Source organism: Clostridium sardiniense (assembly GCF_016907995.1).
Classification (GTDB): domain Bacteria; phylum Bacillota; class Clostridia; order Clostridiales; family Clostridiaceae; genus Clostridium; species Clostridium sardiniense.
Window position 1 is genome coordinate 91,135 of record NZ_JAFBDA010000003.1, and the last position, 18,820, is coordinate 109,954.

An 18,820-nucleotide genomic window follows, 5' to 3' on the forward strand; every position below is an offset into this window, starting at 1 on the left:
ATAACTCTCCTTGCTTATATGTTTATTGCTCACCAATTTTTCTATATAATGTAGCAATACCTATTCCTAATTTTTTTGCAGCCTTCTTCTTTCCAGCCGTGTCTCTCCCATAAATATCTAATGCTTTATTTATATAATAACTTTCTATATCTTTAAGCTTTTCTATATCCTTAGAGTCAGAAATTATGTTATTCACATCACTTTCTTTTCTATAATCTAATATAGTCTGAGGAAGCATATCTAAAGTAACAATACCATCATCTCCACTTAAATTTACCATGAATTCAACAACATTCTCTAATTCTCTAACATTCCCTTTCCATTGATATAGCTTTAACCTTTCTATTACATCATCCTTTACAGTATGAACATACTTATTAAATATCTTATTATATTTTTTTATAAGCCCATACATAATAAGTTCAATATCTCCATCTCTTTTTCTAAGTGGAGGTACCTCTATTGGTATAACATTTAATCTATAATATAGATCTTCTCTAAACTTACCTTCTTCAACTAATTTCTTTAAATCCTTATTAGTAGCTGCAACTACTCTTATATCAAGATTTATTAGTTGATTTGAACCGATTTTAACTATTGTTCTTTCTTGAAGAACTCTAAGTAATTTTACTTGAAGATATAGCGGCATGTCTCCAATCTCATCTAAAAATATTACGCCTTTATTTGCAAGCTCAAATTTACCTACACGTCCACTTGAACTTGCTCCAGAAAATGCACCTCTAACATACCCAAACAACTCACTTTCAAGAAGACTTTCAGGTATAGCACCACAATTTATAGCTATAAATGGTTTATTCTTACGGCTTCCTTCTGCATGTATAGCCCTTGCTACTAACTCTTTTCCTGTACCACTCTCCCCTGTAATTAAAACAGTTGACTTTGAATATGATATCTTTTTTATTTTTTTCTTAAGTTGTCTCATGGATGTAGAATCTCCAACAATTTCATCACAGTTTATTTTATTGTTCCCATGAGTTAAATTCACAACTTCATCTTTTAGATGCTTCAGTTCATTAAAAATAACTATCTTCTCACAATGGTTTTTATTTATATAGTTGTGTATTATCTTACCAACCACCTTATATGGAATACCTCTTATGTATAGCTCAAATATATCTCCTCCTGGAAAATAATCATCTGTCTCTTCAACTCTTATATATTCTCCTACTATTCCCGGTCTTAAATTTAGCATTTTAAGAGCTTTATTATTTATTATTTTTATATTATTTAAGCTATCTATTGTTATAATTCCATCATCTACAGAGTTTATTATTTGTTTAAAGAAATCTAAATGCTTTTTATTCGTCAATATCTCATTTTGTTCTATCAATTTTATAGCTATAAATTCAGATATTTGTTCTAAAAAGCTCATAATTGTCTCAAAATTTAATGTTAAGTGCTTCTTTTGTTCCTCTGTAGAACATACAAGACCTATTATCCCAAATGTAGCACTATCATATTTTATTGGCACACAGATTTCCATATACTCTTTACATTTACCTCTATTCATACAATCTCTACAAAGAAAATTTTCTCCTGGATCTTCTATAATTTTTGCCTCTCCTGTATATAGAGCCTCCTTATATACATAACCTGCAGATTCAATATTTTCTCCTACTCCATCCTTATATATCCCTGTACCTGCTATTCTTTGCATATTATAATCAACAATTTCTACATCTAACTTTAATATATTTGATAATAAATTTGCGTATTTATTTACTACATCTGAAATATCTATTAGATTTATCTGCATCATTATGCTAATTCCCCTTTTCCATATCTTTTATAGAGCGTTCTTTTTCACATCTTGTAAATGCTCTAATCTACCATTATTCTTTACTAATAATATTTCTGATAAAATACTAACAGCAATCTCTGCCGGAGTACCATCTGATATATCAAGTCCAATTGGAGCATGTATACCTTCAATTAATTCATTAGAAACACCTTCATTTAATATTGCTTCTTTTAGCTCTAAAATTTTCTTCATACTTCCAACTACGCCAAGATAATTATAATTTTTATTAATTAGTTCTTTTGTCCAATAAGTATCACTCTTATGTCCTCTAGTTACAACTATTATATAGCTATTATCAAAACTTATATTACTTAAGCCTTCTATACTATTCGTTACTATAAACTTATCAATATTCTTAAAGGCATCATAATCCTTAAATTCTTCTCTATCCTCAATTACGATCCTCCTAAAATTCATACTATCAGTTAATCTACATATGCTCTGAGATATATGCCCACCACCAAAAATAATAAGATTTGGTTTTGGTTCAAATACTTTTATATATCCATCTACAGCTCCACCACACGCCATTTTAACCTTTCCGCTTTCATTTAGGTTATAAGCAAATTTCTCTCCTTGTCCACTTTCCAAGCATTTTACTGCACTTTCTATAACTACATATTCTATTTTTCCGCCCCCTATAGAACCAACTATTCTTCCATTCTCATCTACACTCATTAAAGATCCATTTTTTCTTGGTGTTGATCCATTAGAGGCTGTTATAGTGACCAATGCCATCTTTCTTCCACTTGATAACCCCTCAATAATACTCTTTAATACTCTTTCATCCATTACTTATTCCTCCTTTGCTTTAACATCATTACACTTTCTAAAACTGCCCCACCTATACACCTTGCTTTATCTGAAATTAAATCACAATTTTTCTTTTGATTAATTCTTGGATCTATATCAGCTATTTTAAGCCCCTCTTTTACATAAAATCCATCTCTTATCATACCTCTTATTACCCCAGTTAACGAAGCTTTTACATATGAATTACCAACCATGCATATATTTTCGCCCTTTTCTACAATACTTCCAATATCTTTAATTATTCTAATATTCCCTTTACAAGGAGAATATATAACTCTCTCAATTCCAAAACCCTCTATTATTCCTGGAACTCCCGTATTCTTTGCAGCTGATCCATCAGATATTAATCTACCTAGGTTGTGCCCCCTATTTGTCTCAACTACTATATCAACATCTACCCCTGCTTCATATCCTGGTCCTAGCGCAATAGTTATATCTGCCATATCCTTATTTGTTCCTATATTTCTTTTACAAAGGGTTGCATCAACAACTGCCATAGGACTAATTTTTTTTATTATTTCACCAGAAGTATCTTGCATGATACAAACTTTATCCGATTCTAATATACTAAATATTTCATCATATGAATCTGCTCTTTTTGCAATGACATCTTCAACTTTAAATTCTTTTTCATACATGGCCTCACTTAAGCAAACCTTTCTTCTTATGGACGTTGGCTTTTCTATCTCTAAGGCTATAACTTTAAATCCAGCTCTATATAATTTTTGAATTGCACCAGTAGCAATGTCTCCGGCACCTCTTACGATTATTATTTCATCCATTGTATTCTCCCTTCATATAATTTAATTAATTCTTCCAGCTCTTCTTTAGTGTCAACATCAAAAAATTCAGTACTTGAATGAAAGTTTAAGAAAGTTACCTTATCCCAATTATTTCTTATAACAGGTCTTCCACCAACATCTCCATGCAAAGACATTAATTCATCCCTAAATTCCCCTGAAAATATCACAGGACTTTTATTCCTTCCATGAACTTTCGGAACTACTATACCTCCATTCCTGTTAAACGTTTCCACAAGCCTTTTTATTGTTTTTCCCTTTAGTAAAGGCTGATCACCAGTAAAAAACATATATCCATCACTCAAAATTGATGATTTCTCTAAAGAAAGTCTTATGCCTTCACTCTGCCCATAGCTAGCATTCTTATTATATAAAGTAGATATACCATGCTTTATTGCAATTTCTTTTACTTTAAGATCTTTATAAACTAAAATAACTTCTTTAAATCCTACAGACTTTACTGTCTCTATTACCCATTCAACTAAAGGCTTACCACAAAAGTCTAATAGGAGCTTATTTCTTCCCATTCTTTTACCTTGTCCAGATGCTAAAATTACTGCTACTATTTTAGGTCACCTCCACCAGAAAGCATAAAATACTCTTTTCTTTTTAAACTTCCACCAATAATCTTTAATGAATCTTTGTTTTTTCTATTTAATACTTCAAGCAATTTCCATGCCATCTCTTTACTTTTTTCATCTTCAAGTCTATTTAAAAATAATATTTTCTCGCCTACTGAATCTTTAAATAATCCATTTGAATTTATTATTATATCTGATATTACATCTAATGTTATTTCATCTCCAATTTTTGTTTTGCATATATTATTGAATTTTTCAATTCTATGAATATTCTTATCTATTATCTTCTCTCCAACAATATGTAATGGAATTATCCCCACAGTTTTAGTAGTTTTGTTAAGTATTACAGGTTCACCCTCTCTCCATCCTTTAAGAGATTTTTCTTTTGATCCATCACTTTCAAGTAAAACGTAATCAAAAGAATTAACATAATTATTTATATGTAAGTTTCCTCCACTAACTTTATTATCTTCTATTATCTTTTCAGCTATAAATGTTCTTCCATTTTTTATTTTTACATCCTTATCCTTCTCCAAACAAAAGAAATAATCAACCTCTCTTTTTCCCGGATATAGCATTTTTGTTGTAGTTGATATAAGTACCTTTTCCTCAATAAGCTCATTAGCTAAATTATATATAAAGGTTGTTTTGCCCCCTGAACCTACAACAGATATAACATCTCCTTTTTTCGTATCAATTAAATCAATTAAATACATGTTTACATCTTGCCCCCTTTTTTATTGCAAATTACAAATATAATCCTATTTTATATTCTAAATGAATATTTTTCAATTATTTCAAATTATGAAAAATAACAGAATATAATGAAGGTTTTACTTCATTTTTAATTTTAATAGTATTTTGAAATATTTTCATTTTAAAATTATTCTAGTAGATTTATTAACATATTACACTCTATTTAATAATTAAATTTAATGTTGATTTTAAAGGAATTGATTTAAGTCATAAGAGAGAAAAAATAGAGTTAGATGCAACTCTACATTATGTGAAAATCATAATTTTTTCGATTTATCTGAACCTATAAGAAAAACTACCAATGAACTATATAGTATATTAATAAAAACTTTAAAAGAAAAGTTAGATAAAGTGTATTCAGAAAATAATAGCCTTATTTATTAACTGCTGTTGTTACTGCATCTTCATAGGTATTAAAAGGAGCATCATCTAATGAATATGCTAAATATCTTGATTTCTTAAGCGTTATTTCTTATGACTTCCATGGAGACTGGAATGAATTTGTTGAAAACTTAACTAATATGATAATGACTATACTTGCTATGGATTAAGCTTTGTTTCTCAGGAGTTAGAAATATAACATTTAATGGTGATAAACCAGTAGGCAGTTATATCTAAAATCCAATAACTTAAAAATATTAACTCAAAGAGAGGAATCTATCTCTTTTATTTCTTTATTAAATATATTAAATAGGAATTTATTTCTTGATCTAATACTTATAATTTATGGTAATACTAGTATCATTATTTATTTTAATAAAACATTATTTAATATTAAAGGAGGTACTATGAAAAATTTTATAGTTAGAGGAACTCCGTATTTTCCTCAAGAATTAAAAAATATAAATAAATATAAAAAACTTGATAATGATATAAATGTTGATGTAGTAGTCGTTGGTGGTGGAATAACTGGAGCTCTTTGTTCTTATTATTTTAATAAAGAAGGTATATCTGTAGCTCTTGTCGAAAAAGAAAACGTCGCAACAGGTTCTACTTCTATATCTACTTCTCTACTTCAATATGAACTTGATGAACAAATAGCTGATTTAGAAAAAAATTCTGATTTACCAACTATATTAAAAGCTTATAAATTTAGCGAGAAAGGACTTAAAGAACTAACCGCCCTAATTAAAGAAGCAAATATTGACTGTAATTTTAAAAAACATGATTGTCTTTTATATACTGATGATAAAAATAAGTCAGATATTCTTCAATATGAATATGAGCAAAGAAAACATGAAGGCTTTAATGTTAAATTTTTAGATAAGAATACTTTAAAAGACTTTAAATTTTCATTTCCTATTGAATCTGGTATATATTCATATAATGGTGGTGCAGAATTTAATCCAGTTAAATTCACGCATAATCTAATAAAATATCTTAACAATAAAGATGTGCCTATATATGAAAATACAGAGATTATTGATTATAGTCATTTTGATGATTATGTAATTTTGAATACATCAAACAATCAAAGCATCACTTGTAAGAAGGTAATAGTTGCAACTGGATATGATATTAGTCTATTTACTAGCAAAAAATTTGCTACTATGTATACATCATATAATATTGTAACTACTCCAGTAGATAAAATTAATGGTTGGAATAATAATTGTCTTATAAAAACATGTGAAAATCCATATACATACCTTAGACGAACATTAGATAATAGAATTATCATAGGTGGAGAAGATACTAGATTTATTCCAGAATTTTTAGAAAGTAGTGTTGCAGAAATGCAATATAAAAAATTAAAGGATAAATTATACTCTATGTTTCCTGATATATCATTTGATATAGACTATAAATATAATGGAACATTTGCAAGTACATCTGATAATTTACCTTTCATAGGTCCAGATATTAAAAACAAAAATATTTGGTACTGTTTAGGCTATGGTGCTAATGGCACTTTATTTAGTGTAAATGGTGCTAAAATGTTAAGTAAATTATATAAAGGTGAGGTAAGTGAAGACTTATCACTTACCTCATTAGATAGATAATTCGAGTGGATTTTATATCCACTCTTCTTTATATCAAATAACTATTCTTTGAAACTAGTAAGCTTTCTTCCAATAATCATTTTAATATTATCAATATTTTATTTAATTTTTAAATATAGCTTTATCTATATTTACATAAATACTTTCAACAGTATTTTTAAATAATCTTTTATATACGTAATTCATTATTATTACAACAACAAAACCACCAATAACATCTAATGGATAATGATTTCCAACGTATATTCTTGAAATACCAACTAGAATTGATAATATAGTCAATATATTTCTAAGTACTTTACTATACTTTCCAAGTCCTAATGCTATACTAAATGTTCCTATAACATGATCACTTGGAAATGATGCATTTTTAGAATGTTGTACAAGTAGATTTACATTATGATCTGCAAAAGGTCTGTTTACATAATACACACTACCTATTATAAAACTTACAAATAAATTTATTATTGTAAATACTATAGTGCTAACTGCCACCTTTCTACATTCTATATCTCTTCTGCTAATACCAAATAAATATAGCAAAATAATAGCTAGTACAAAAAAATATGGTAAATATTTCGAACAAAATATCATTATGCTATCTAAATATAAATTTTTATCAGCTAAATTGTTTATTGATCTAAAAACTTCTAAATTTAATCCCATCTTTAGTTCCTCTCTTGAATATTATTACTCTTCTTTAGTTTTCCTTTTGAATACTATCAGTATCTTCTTTAGCTCTCCTTTTAAATATTATTAATATTTAAAGTAACTTTCCATACTTTCTTATATATAATTTCTTAACACAAGTAACTAATACCATATAAGCAAGTATTGTAATTGCTAAATATAAGAAATAAACAGGTGGCATCTCAGCCATTTGAACTAATTCACCTAATGGTGTATATGGAATAACTGTGCCAACAACTATTGCTATAATTGTAAATAAGCATACTGACTTAGAAGCTCTACTTTGTATGAAAGGAATTTTTGGTGATCTTATCATGTGTATTACTAATGTTTGAGTCATTAATGATTCTATAAACCATCCTGCATTAAATGCAGCTACAAACAATACATTATTAACACCTGGTGCTCCATATGAACCTCCAGCAATGCTTGGACATATTACAAAGAATAACAATGCATAAGTGGTAATATCAAATATTGAACTTGTTGGTCCAAACCATACCATAAAGCTTCCAATTGATGATGCATCCCATTTACGAGGTTTCCTTAAATATTCTTTATCTACATTATCCCATGGAATTGATATGCATGAAATATCATAAATAAGGTTTAATATTAAGATTTGTATAGGAAGCATAGGTAAAAATGGTAAAAATGCACTTGCCACTAATACACTAAACATATTTCCAAAATTAGAACTCGCAGTCATCTTTATATATTTAATGATATTTGCAAATGTTCTACGACCTTCAACCACACCTTTGCCAAGTACCATTAAATTCTTTTCTAGTAGTATAATATCAGCTGATTCCTTTGCTATATCTACAGCTGTATCTACAGATATCCCAACATCTGACTTCCTCATAGCAGGGGCATCATTTATCCCATCTCCCATAAAACCAACAACATGTCCATTACTCTTTAGAACAGACACTATTCTAGCTTTTTGACTTGGTGATAATTTTGCAAAAACATTTGTGTAAGTAACAGCTTCCTTTAATTCATCATCTGTCATTTCTTCAACTTCTGATCCTAAAAGAATACTTCTAACATCAATTCCAACTTGCTTACATACATATTTAGTTACTTTTTCATTATCTCCAGTTAAAACTTTAACTTCAACACCGTAATCATGTAAGAATTCTATAGCTTCTTTTGATGATTCCTTTGGTGGGTCTAAGAAACTTATATATCCCATAAGAACCATATTACTTTCATCAGCCACAGAGAAGCTTCCTTCTGGTGATGGATTATTCTTTTGAGATACACCGATTACTCTCATTCCATTTGCATTAAGATCACTAACTGTTTCTAATATCTCTGATCTTAATTCTTCAGTTAAAGTAACTATTTCACCTTTATATTCTGCATAAGAAGATATTTCAAGCATTTCTTCTATTGCACCTTTTGTTATTAATTGAGTTTTACCCATCTCATCCTTTAAAACTACTGACATTCTACGACGTGCAAAATCAAATGGTATTTCATCTACCTTTTCATATTTATTACTTAAATCCTCAAATCCTTCTTTATCTCCATATTGAAGTATTGCAACATCAAGTAAATTTTTAAGTCCTGTTTGGAAATAACTATTTAAATATCCATGTTTCAGTACTCTAATATCCTCATTACCATGAATATCAAGATGATTTTCAAGTATTATCTTATCTTCAGTAAGTGTTCCTGTTTTATCTGTACAAAGTATATCCATAGCTCCAAAATTTTGTATTGAATTTAAATTCTTAACTATAGTTTTGTACTTAGCCATCTTAACAGCACCTTTTGCAAGGTTAGTTGTAACTATCATTGGTAGCATTTCTGGAGTTAGTCCAACTGCAACTGATAATGCAAATAAAAATGCTTGAAGCCAGTCTCCCTTTGTAAATCCATTAACCACAAATACTACTGGAACCATAATTGCCATAAATCTTATTAGTACAAAACTTACTGAGTTAACACCTTTATCAAAGCTTGTCATCTCTCTCTTTTCAGTTATTGTATCTGCCATACTTCCTAAAACTGTATCATTTCCAGTAGATAAAACTACAGCTGTTGCTGTTCCACTTATAACATTAGTTCCCATGAATGCTAAGTTTTCTAGTTCAAAGTGACTTGTTATATTTTTATTTAAAGTTTCTTCTGATAATTCTCCATACTTTTCAACAGCTTCTGATTCCCCTGTCATTGATGATTCACTTACAAATAAGTCCTTAGCAAAAATAATTCTTACGTCAGCTGGAATCATATCTCCTGCATTAAGTTTTATAATGTCACCTTGTACCACTTCATTCATTGGCACTTCTAAATTTTCTCCATCACGAACTACAGTTGCGGTAGTTTTTATCATTTCTTTAAGCTTTTCACCAGCTTTATTGGATTTACCTTCTTGAACAATACGAAGAACTCCACTAATAGTAACCATTATTGTAATTATAATAACTGTAGTTAAACTTTTATCACCTGGCTTTGGTATAACGTAATCTGTAAAGAATGATACAATTGCAAGTAAAATTAATACAACTGAAAATGGATTTATAAAAGCATCAAATAATCTTTTATACCATGTTACTCCATTACCATAGCTTATTTCGTTATATCCGTAATCTTCTATTCTTCTTTCTGCCTCTTCGTTTGTTATTCCTTGAATTTTAGTATCTAGTTTTTCAAAAAAATCTTCTTTTTTTAATAACCCTAATTGTATTAGTTTTTTATTTATCTCTTCTCTTTTTAGGTTTTTTGCTGATTTTGTTGTATTTAAATTGTTTTTTGTGATTTTAAATTTCATTTTTAAACCCTCCTCATTTTTAAATAAATTATGAGAATTCGGGCATAAGAAAAGACCTGATAGCTACTTTTTATAATTTCACTATAATCAGGTCACACTCTTAATCTTTAGAATCTATATTTTATTGCAAAGCAAACAAACCAGAAACTGGCTGCAAATTTTCAAATAATAAAATTTTTAAGTTTCGCTTAATAAAATATAGACACCTCAGGTGACCGTCTATTCCCATACAACTACTTCCAGTTTCCAATTGTTTTCACCTCACTTATTTCTTAAAATAAAAAAAATCCTCATTTAGTACAAAGCTAAACGAGGATATATAATCAAAATTATATATAATTGGCACCCGTTCAAGCTTCAACTCCGTAGGGCGATGAAATTGCATTAGAATACGCCTTAACTTCGACGTATACTGCTAACCCTCTAATAGTGTCTCCACTATTTCGCGGCAGCAACCCGTATCCCTATGGTAGCCTCACCTACCGAGAATATTAAATTAATTCAAAGTTTCCTTTTATAATTTCATTATATTCATCTTATAAAATAATGTCAACGAAATATAATTATTTATAACATTTCATAATACTTTCTTAATACTTTTATCATTTTAGAAATATTTAAGAAATTTCAAAAACATCATCTTTATCTAGACTTTTATCTATATATAACTTATACCAAATTATATAAACTATCATACTCCATACTTTTCTACTATAGTCCCCTTTTCCTTCCTTATGTTTCTTTAGCATATTTAACACTTCATCTTTATTAATGTCTTTTACTGGGTTTGACTCTATTAAATTAAAAGCCCAATCATAAAGCTCATCTTTAAGCCACACTCTCATAGGAACAGGATATCCTAGCTTTCTTCTAGTATAAAGATATTCTGGAAGCTCATCTTTAAAAGCTTCTCTCAATGCATATTTCGTTGTAAATCCTTGTATCTTATTCTCTTTTTTAAGAGTTGATGCTAAACTAAATACTTCTTTATCAACAAAAGGAACTCTTACTTCTAACGAGTTTGCCATAGACATTCTATCTGCTTTAGTAAGTATATCTCCAACAAGCCATGTATTTATATCAATATACTGCCTTTTAACTACATTATCATATGATTTAACATCCTTAAATAGATCCTCTGTAATTTTTAAATCATTTTTTAATTTATTATAATTTCTAATTACTTTACTTTTTTCATTAACATTAAATATATTTGCATTTCCAACATATCTTTTTTCTAACGGTGTTGATCCTCTAATTATAAAGCTCTTTCCTTTAGTATTATCCGGCACTGCAGAAGCAACCATTTTCAATATGTTCTTCATTCCTTTTGGTATATAATTAAACATCTTTAATGATTCATCTTCTGTATATATATTATATCCACCAAAGAACTCATCTGCCCCTTCCCCTGAAAGTATTACTTTATAGTCTTTACTTACAGCCTTACAAATATGATATAGCGGAATTATTGATGGATCTCCTATTGGACTATCCATATGATAAACTATCTTCGGGAGCTCTCTTATATAATCCTTATAATTTAGTTTTATTCCTACATTTTTTATTCCTATTTCATCTGCAAATCTCTTTGCATGTTCTGTTTCATCATATCCATTAATATCAAATCCAATAGTATATGATACTATATTAGGATTTATCTCACTTGCAAGTTTAGTAACAATTGATGAATCTATTCCACTTGATAAAAATGTCGCAACAGGCACATCACTTTCTAAATGCTTAGCAACTGATTCTCTAATAACTGACTTTATATTCTTCTTTAGTTCTTCTTTATTATGATGCTTTTCATTAAATGTTACATCAAAATATCTCTCCACCCTTTCATCACCGCATAGATTTTTTTCTACCAAATGACCTGCTGGAAGTATTTTGACTTCTTTAAATATACTTTGATTTGAAGGTATGTATTGGAATGTTGCATACTCTCCTAAAACCTCACTTCTATATGTTAAGTTATCAAAAATATTTTTAAGTGCTTTAAGCTCTGAAGAAAAATATAATCCATTATCTTTTTTCATATAATATAATGGCTTTATTCCAAAATTATCTCTAATTCCAATAACCTTTTCCTTTTCTCTATCATATATAACAATAGCAAACATACCTCTAAGTTTATTTACTAATTTCTTACCTAACTTATCATATAATGTAGCAATAACTTCTATTTCAGAATTTGTCTTAAAGCTGTATCCTACCTGCATTAATTCATTCCTGAGCTCTTTATAATTATATATTTCTCCATTAAAAACTATAGTATATTTATCATTGTAATTAAAAGGTTGAACTCCATTTTCTAAATCTATTATACTGAGTCTGTTAAATACAAAGAACGCATTACCGTGTCTAATTTCCTTTGTATCATTTGGCCCCCTATGCCTTATGATCTCAGCACTTTCTCTACATATTTCAATATCTTCTATACTTAGTTCTTTTTTAAAAACTTGTAAAAATCCACACATTATTATATTATATCCCCTTTATCAATATGTTTTTTAATATACTATTTTTATTATAAGTATATTTTTTTAGATTAAATTTACATAAAAAACAATTTTTATTACATATAGGTTACATTATATCAAATTAGTTACATTTTATTAATAATTTTGTTTTATTTTACCCAAATTGCTCATTTTTATTGCATATTCCTTATATTTAGATATCCTTTTAAAATATGAAACCTCTATGTTAATTGTAAAAATAGCTCGATTTTTGTATAATTAATACTGTAAATTTATTATCTATTTAAATTAAAGGAGAAAAAAATTGAATATTTTAGTGGTTGATGATGAGATTAGCATATTACAACTTATAAAAATGAATTTAGAACTTCAAAAATATACTGTTACTACTGCAACTTGTGGTGTCGAGGCATTAGATCTTACTATAAAAGAAAGACCTGATATCATAATCTTAGATGCAATGCTCCCTGATATCAGCGGATTTAAACTTATAAATAAAATTAAATTAATAGCTGATATTCCTATTATTATGCTTACAGCTAAAAACGATATCAATGATAAATTACTAGGATTGCAGTTAGGTGCTGAGGATTATATAACAAAACCATTTAATAGTACTGAACTATTATTACGAGTTAAGGTTATTTCAAAAAGAATAACTAAAAATTCTAAAGAAATTAAAAACTCAATATCTGTTGGTAAAATACATATATTGCTTGACGAAAGAAAAGTCTTAATTGATTCTAAATATATAGATTTAACCTTTAAAGAGTTCGAGGTTTTAAGCTATCTTTGTGAAAATAAAGGGCGAGTTTTTAGTAGAGAAGAGCTTTTAAATAAAGTTTGGGGATATGATTTTGAAGGTACAACTCGTGCAGTAGATATATTAGTTCAAAGACTTAGAAAAAAATTGGGTAATTGCCAGCATTACATAAAAACATTATATAAAGCAGGGTATAAATTAGATGTTTCAGACGAATCTATCTCTTAAACAGAAAATTATACTAACCAATATTGCAATATTAGCACCTATTATTATTTTTATATACATAATTACATTTAATACTTTATCTAAAAACTTATTAGATAATTCTCTTGAATATCTATTAAAAGAAAATACTACTATGTGTGGATATGTTGAAAATTTATTAGAATCTAATAATAATCCTAACAAGGAGGAAGCTTTTAAATCTATTTCTCCATTTATAGCCACTAACTTAAGTAGTAAATTTAATATAAGAGTTCAAACAATAAGTAATTCTGGTCAAATAACCTATGACTCTGATAAAAACCAAATAAGTCTCTATAATAAGGATATTGATAAAGCACTTGATGGTTCTCAATCTTATATTATAAAAAAAATTGATGGCGTTCCATATATATTTTTATCTACTCCTATATTTTATAAAAATACTTATTGTGGGGTTTTAAGGTTAATACTTCAAAACTCATCTTCTGTAACTATATTAAATAATACACTTATAATAATGTTGCTGGTAAGTATAGCTTCACTTGGTATCGGTATCATATTAATATACTCGTTTTCTAAAGAATTAGTTAATCCACTCATAACATTAAAGGAACAATCAAAAAAAATCGCTAAAGGAAACTTTGGAGAAAAGGTTCACATAACTAGTGGTGATGAAATTGAAGACTTAGCGAATACATTTAATGTTATGAGTGAAGAAATAGAAAAATATATAAAGGAACTTGAGGCCGCAAAAACCAAACAGAAAAAGTTCTTTGATAATATATCACATGAACTTAAGACACCTTTAACTGCAATTATCGGATTTTCTGAAATAATCCCTAAATTAGATGATAATAATAAGGTTTTAGAAAGCTCTGCACTAATAGAAAAAGAGGGGCGTAGACTTTTAACTTTAGTTGAAGAAATATTAATATTATCTAAAGCAAATAAAGAAAACTTTGCTATAGAAGCTACTTATATAAATCTTAAAGACTTGATTGATGAGTGCTTAAATATCCTTCACATTAAACTTAATAATTATCATATAAGCATAATTAAAAACTATGAAAACATATTTGTATATGGAGATTATGATAAAACAAAGCAAGTTTTTATAAACATAATCGATAATGCTATTAAATATAGTGGTTGTGAAAACATAGAAATCACATCAAAAGTATATGATGATAGGATAGAAATATTTATTTCAGATGATGGTATCGGATTTGATGTATCAAATATTAAAAGCACAAAAGGCAATGGCTTTGGACTTAATATTTGTAAGAATATATTATCCACTCAAAATGGATCATTTAATATTAAAAGCACATTAGATGAAGGCACTATTGCAACAATAACATTATATAAGCAAAAGAAATTTGATTGATCTATATCATTATGAAAGGACTTTATATGAAGAAAAATTTTAAAAATATAATTACTCTATATCTTTTATTTGTAGTCATAATTTTGATTTTCTATTTCTACTCTACTAAAATTGTATATAATAACTTAAAAGTCATTGATGATTTTAAATCAAGCAAAAAGTCTTTCTCTATTAAAGTGCCAACTAAGATCATTATTAAAAATGAATATTTAGGCAAGGTTACTCTTGATAATAATTTAATTATGAGTGATATTTTGCAATATTTTTCTGCTATAACTAATTCTGATTCTAAACAAAAAAATAAATTAATAAATGATAATGTTGATACATTATCTGGTACTATCTTTTATTCAAATGGATCTACAGAAGACTTTACTGTAGATAACTCTTTAACATTTGAAAATAAGACTTATACATTTAGCTCATATTATATTAATACTTTAAGAAATACATTATTCAGCTGTTTTTACACCTACCCAAACATTATATCTATAATTGATCATAATGATTCAAAAATTGTTTATGAAAACTCAAATACATCACACGAACTAACTAAAAGTGAAAGTAAAAAGCTTATATCTGAACTAAAAAAATTTAAGATTATGGAGGATAATAAAGATTTTTTAAATATAAATCTAAAAGAATCTCCAAAAGAAGTATTTAAGATATTTATAAACGGTAGTAATAATTCTAGTGCTAATAATACAATCTATATTACTGTATATAATCATTATTTAGTTATTCAATATTTAGGTGATGAAAATGGTAAAAATATTTATGTAAAAGGGGATTTAGATGAAAAATATTTTAAATAAAAAGATCTTTTTAATTGTTATTTCGTTACTTATTTTTATATTATCATTTTTATATTTTTCCCCAAAAAAGAATGCAAAATCATATCCTAACCTTAAAGGTAAACACTTAACTGTTTATATTGCACTCCGTGAAGAAGAAGCAAAATCGCTTCTAGAAAAGTTTAAAAAAGAGACAGGATGTACATATGAATATATAAAGCTTCCTACAGAAGAAGCTGTAAAAAGGATATTATCTGAGAAAAATAAACCTAATGGTGATATATTTATAGGTGGTACCTGTGATGCTTATGAACTATTAAAGTCAAAGGGTGCATTAGCTAAATATAAATCTCCAAACGCAAGAGGAATATTATCAAAATACAAAGATCCTGACGGTTATTGGACTGGATTTCAAGTTGACACATTAGCTATAGGAATAAATAAAGCCGTTTGGGATAGAGATTTTGCATCTAAAGGTATACTCCTTCCAACTAAGTTTGAAGATTTACTTCAAGATGAATATAAAGGTAAAATAATACTACCTAATCCGGAGACTTCTGGTACAGGCTATACACTTCTTGCATCTTTATATCAACAACTAGGTATAGATAATTATAAAAATTTCTTAGAGAAACTTACAAATAATGTTTCATCATATACCGTTAGTGGGTTTAATTCTATTCAAAGAGTATCATCTGGTGAATATGCAGTTACTGTAGATTTTTTAGGTGACCAACTTATTGTTAAAAAATCAGACCCTAATCTTATAAGCATTACACCTAAAAATACTGGTTGGAATGTAGACGCAGTAGCTGAACTTAATAATTATAATAATAAAGAAGTAGCTGAAGATTTCATAGATTTTATACTTTCAGATGATGTTTCAAGTAACCTTTCCCTCTACTCTAATGCAGTATCTACTAAAAAGTATAACGATATTACTTCAAACATATATCAAAATTATGATTTTAAAAAGGCTGCTATGGAAAAGGATACCATAATAAATACTTTTAATAATAGTCTGGATAAATAAAAATACATATTATTTTCAAAAATCTCTTAAATGTTACATTTATGAAACATTTAAGAGATTTTATTGTTTATTTCTTATTTTATTATAGTAATGTAATCAAATACAGAAAACGTAATCAATTTACATTGATGTTTTTCTAAGGAGGACTTATAAATGTTTAATTTTTTTAAACCGGCACCTGCTATACCTAGGTTGCCAAAAGAAAGAATACCTTCAGCTTACAAAGCTTACCGTATTCGTATGTTCCTTATGATGTTTGTTGGATATGCAGGTTATTATCTAGTAAGAAAAAACTTTGCAATAGCATCACCATTTTTAATTAATAATTACGATTTTTCCAAAACAGATATAGGATTAATAAGTACTGGACTTGCGGTTGCTTATGGTCTTGGTAAATTTGTTTTAGGTAGCTTAGCAGATAGATCAAATGTTAAATATTTTCTTGGTTTTGGTCTTTTAGCATCATCAATAGTTAGTATATTCATGGGATTCACAAGCGCAGTTTGGTTATTCTTAATCCTTATGATTATTAATGGATTATTCCAAGCTATGGGTGCTCCCCCATGTTCAATAATAATAGGTAAATGGTTCTCTCAAAATGAAAGAGGACTTAAAATGGGAATATGGAATACATCACATAATGTAGGTGGTGGACTTATAGCTCCTTTAGCTACTTTATCATTATTTATATTTGGAGCTAATAATTTCCAAAGTATATTCTTTGTTCCTGCTGCAATTTGTATTATTATTGCTATATTCGTATTCTTTGTTGGAGCTGATACTCCTGAATCAGTAGGCTTACCTCCTATTGAGGAATATAGAAATGATTATCCTGAAATTGAAGTAAAAGAACCTATTAATTTAACTACGAAAGAAATAGTAATTAAATATGTATTAACAAATAAGTATGTTTGGTATTTATGCCTAGCTAATATATTTGTTTATTTAATTAGACAAGGTGTAGTTAACTGGATTCCAATATATCTTCAAGAAGCAAAAAACTTCTCTGTTGCCGATTCTAACTGGGCAATGTTCTTATTTGAATATGCCGCTATTCCAGCATCAATACTACTTGGATGGCTTTCAGACGTATTATTTAAAGGTAAGCGTGCTCCTTTAAGTATATTATGTATGATAGGTGTTATATTTGCTGTAGTAGCATATTGGACAACTTCAAGTTACATGGTAACAATGATATCTGTTGCTATAATAGGTTGCTTTATATATGGACCTCAATTACTAATTGGTATGAGCTTAATAGATATAGTACCAAGCTTTGCTGTCGGTGCTGCTGTTGGATTATCAGGTCTTTGTGCATACCTTCTAGGTGAACTTATGGCTGACTTAGTTATTGGATTTATAGCAGATACATTCGGATGGAATGGCGCATTTATATTTATAATAATTGGTGCTTTCATTGCATTAATATTATTATCTTTAACTTTAAAGATAAAGAAAACAGCTAATGAAGAAAACTAAATTTAGTTTTAAATATATATAACTTTCCACGTATTATATAAAATAAAAGTGCTAATGGTGTCATTAGCACTTTTATTTTTATTTATGGCTTCCGTGAATAACATTAAAGCCTTCTTTTTTTAATATCTTTTCATGTCTATCATAATCATTACACTCAACACTTATACATTTTGATATATGAATAGTTTTCACATTATTCTTTCTAAGCTGAGCTATTTTATGTTTCCAATTTTCATCTCTTGTCATAGTATCACAGCATCCTGAACAATAAAAAAAGCTACTTAAATCTTCTTTATTATCTCCATATACTTCAAATGCATCTCTAGAATTATTGTATGCCTTAAAACACCCAGTTCCAGAACATTTGCTCATAAGCTTTCTGCAGGCCATTATTGCTATAGCCATATTATCATCCCTTTAC

Annotated in this window: 15 protein-coding genes and 1 riboswitch; of the genes, 6 read left to right on the top strand and 9 right to left on the bottom strand. The window is 28.0% G+C overall.

What is annotated here, in order from left to right; all coding sequences use genetic code 11:
• Window positions 1–22 precede the first annotated feature (22 nt).
• The 5 genes from JOC62_RS04150 to yqeC are packed head-to-tail and all read right to left on the bottom strand — an operon-like array spanning window position 23 to window position 4,732.
• Complete coding sequence (locus JOC62_RS04150; protein WP_243425009.1) at window positions 23–1,780, bottom strand: sigma-54-dependent Fis family transcriptional regulator; 1,758 nt, start codon at window positions 1,778–1,780, stop codon at window positions 23–25.
• Between the two features lie 27 nt (window positions 1,781–1,807).
• Complete coding sequence (locus tag JOC62_RS04155) at window positions 1,808–2,614, bottom strand: XdhC family protein (RefSeq protein WP_204593973.1); 807 nt, start codon at window positions 2,612–2,614, stop codon at window positions 1,808–1,810.
• Window positions 2,614–3,417: a selenium-dependent molybdenum cofactor biosynthesis protein YqeB gene (gene yqeB / locus JOC62_RS04160; protein ID WP_204593974.1), complete on the bottom strand. Its 804-nt coding sequence runs from the start codon at window positions 3,415–3,417 to the stop codon at window positions 2,614–2,616. Before yqeB ends, JOC62_RS04155 begins: the two co-directional genes overlap by 1 nt.
• Entirely contained in the window at window positions 3,405–4,001 is a 597-nt protein-coding gene (locus tag JOC62_RS04165; RefSeq protein ID WP_307495322.1) for a nucleotidyltransferase family protein, read from the bottom strand. Before JOC62_RS04165 ends, yqeB begins: the two co-directional genes overlap by 13 nt.
• Entirely contained in the window at window positions 3,998–4,732 is a 735-nt protein-coding gene (gene yqeC, locus JOC62_RS04170) for a selenium cofactor biosynthesis protein YqeC (protein ID WP_204593976.1), read from the bottom strand. The genes JOC62_RS04165 and yqeC overlap by 4 nt, the downstream gene beginning before the upstream one ends.
• A gap of 828 nt (window positions 4,733–5,560) precedes the next feature.
• Between yqeC and JOC62_RS04175 the strand changes: the two genes are divergently transcribed.
• The gene (locus JOC62_RS04175; RefSeq protein ID WP_204593977.1) at window positions 5,561–6,775 is read left to right on the top strand and encodes an NAD(P)/FAD-dependent oxidoreductase; all 1,215 of its coding nucleotides are present in this window, start codon (window positions 5,561–5,563) and stop codon (window positions 6,773–6,775) included.
• A gap of 102 nt (window positions 6,776–6,877) precedes the next feature.
• Here the strand turns inward: JOC62_RS04175 and JOC62_RS04180 are convergent, their stop codons facing one another.
• From JOC62_RS04180 to asnB, 3 genes are all read right to left on the bottom strand, one after another.
• Window positions 6,878–7,441: an undecaprenyl-diphosphatase gene (locus tag JOC62_RS04180; protein ID WP_204593978.1), complete on the bottom strand. Its 564-nt coding sequence runs from the start codon at window positions 7,439–7,441 to the stop codon at window positions 6,878–6,880.
• 97 nt (window positions 7,442–7,538) lie between these two features.
• Entirely contained in the window at window positions 7,539–10,250 is a 2,712-nt protein-coding gene (gene mgtA / locus JOC62_RS04185; protein WP_204593979.1) for a magnesium-translocating P-type ATPase, read from the bottom strand.
• A 334-nt stretch (window positions 10,251–10,584) separates the two neighbouring features.
• Window positions 10,585–10,744, bottom strand: a riboswitch (M-box (ykoK) riboswitch).
• Between the two features lie 123 nt (window positions 10,745–10,867).
• Window positions 10,868–12,733 (bottom strand): asparagine synthase (glutamine-hydrolyzing), encoded by a 1,866-nt coding sequence (gene asnB, locus JOC62_RS04190; protein ID WP_204593980.1) that lies wholly within the window; start codon window positions 12,731–12,733, stop codon window positions 10,868–10,870.
• A gap of 307 nt (window positions 12,734–13,040) precedes the next feature.
• Here asnB and JOC62_RS04195 point away from each other — a divergent pair, with 307 nt between their 5' ends.
• From JOC62_RS04195 to pgtP, 5 genes are all read left to right on the top strand, one after another.
• A complete protein-coding gene (locus tag JOC62_RS04195) occupies window positions 13,041–13,727 on the top strand; it encodes a response regulator transcription factor (RefSeq protein ID WP_204593981.1) in 687 nt (228 codons plus the stop codon).
• Complete coding sequence (locus JOC62_RS04200) at window positions 13,702–15,093, top strand: sensor histidine kinase (RefSeq protein ID WP_204593982.1); 1,392 nt, start codon at window positions 13,702–13,704, stop codon at window positions 15,091–15,093. The genes JOC62_RS04195 and JOC62_RS04200 overlap by 26 nt, the downstream gene beginning before the upstream one ends.
• A 26-nt stretch (window positions 15,094–15,119) precedes the next feature.
• The gene (locus tag JOC62_RS04205; RefSeq protein WP_204593983.1) at window positions 15,120–15,908 is read left to right on the top strand and encodes a DUF3919 family protein; all 789 of its coding nucleotides are present in this window, start codon (window positions 15,120–15,122) and stop codon (window positions 15,906–15,908) included.
• On the top strand, window positions 15,889–16,920 hold the full coding sequence (locus JOC62_RS04210; protein WP_204593984.1) for an ABC transporter substrate-binding protein: 1,032 nt from the start codon (window positions 15,889–15,891) through the stop codon (window positions 16,918–16,920). Before JOC62_RS04205 ends, JOC62_RS04210 begins: the two co-directional genes overlap by 20 nt.
• 153 nt (window positions 16,921–17,073) lie before the next feature.
• Window positions 17,074–18,399: an MFS transporter gene (pgtP, locus tag JOC62_RS04215; RefSeq protein WP_204593985.1), complete on the top strand. Its 1,326-nt coding sequence runs from the start codon at window positions 17,074–17,076 to the stop codon at window positions 18,397–18,399.
• A gap of 78 nt (window positions 18,400–18,477) precedes the next feature.
• On the opposite strand, the gene JOC62_RS04220 is transcribed toward pgtP, so the two are convergent.
• A complete protein-coding gene (locus tag JOC62_RS04220) occupies window positions 18,478–18,804 on the bottom strand; it encodes a CGGC domain-containing protein (protein WP_204593986.1) in 327 nt (108 codons plus the stop codon).
• Between the last annotated feature and the right edge of the window lie 16 nt (window positions 18,805–18,820).

Coding starts and splice junctions, on each gene's coding strand:
- JOC62_RS04150 (WP_243425009.1), bottom strand. CDS start 1,780: ATGATGCAGATAAATCTAATAGATATTTCAGATGTAGTAAATAAATAC.
- yqeB (WP_204593974.1), bottom strand. CDS start 3,417: ATGGATGAAATAATAATCGTAAGAGGTGCCGGAGACATTGCTACTGGT.
- pgtP (WP_204593985.1), top strand. CDS start 17,074: ATGTTTAATTTTTTTAAACCGGCACCTGCTATACCTAGGTTGCCAAAA.
- yqeC (WP_204593976.1), bottom strand. CDS start 4,732: ATGTATTTAATTGATTTAATTGATACGAAAAAAGGAGATGTTATATCT.
- JOC62_RS04220 (WP_204593986.1), bottom strand. CDS start 18,804: ATGGCTATAGCAATAATGGCCTGCAGAAAGCTTATGAGCAAATGTTCT.
- JOC62_RS04155 (WP_204593973.1), bottom strand. CDS start 2,614: ATGGATGAAAGAGTATTAAAGAGTATTATTGAGGGGTTATCAAGTGGA.
- JOC62_RS04175 (WP_204593977.1), top strand. CDS start 5,561: ATGAAAAATTTTATAGTTAGAGGAACTCCGTATTTTCCTCAAGAATTA.
- JOC62_RS04210 (WP_204593984.1), top strand. CDS start 15,889: ATGAAAAATATTTTAAATAAAAAGATCTTTTTAATTGTTATTTCGTTA.
- JOC62_RS04180 (WP_204593978.1), bottom strand. CDS start 7,441: ATGGGATTAAATTTAGAAGTTTTTAGATCAATAAACAATTTAGCTGAT.
- JOC62_RS04200 (WP_204593982.1), top strand. CDS start 13,702: ATGTTTCAGACGAATCTATCTCTTAAACAGAAAATTATACTAACCAAT.
- asnB (WP_204593980.1), bottom strand. CDS start 12,733: ATGTGTGGATTTTTACAAGTTTTTAAAAAAGAACTAAGTATAGAAGAT.
- mgtA (WP_204593979.1), bottom strand. CDS start 10,250: ATGAAATTTAAAATCACAAAAAACAATTTAAATACAACAAAATCAGCA.
- JOC62_RS04205 (WP_204593983.1), top strand. CDS start 15,120: ATGAAGAAAAATTTTAAAAATATAATTACTCTATATCTTTTATTTGTA.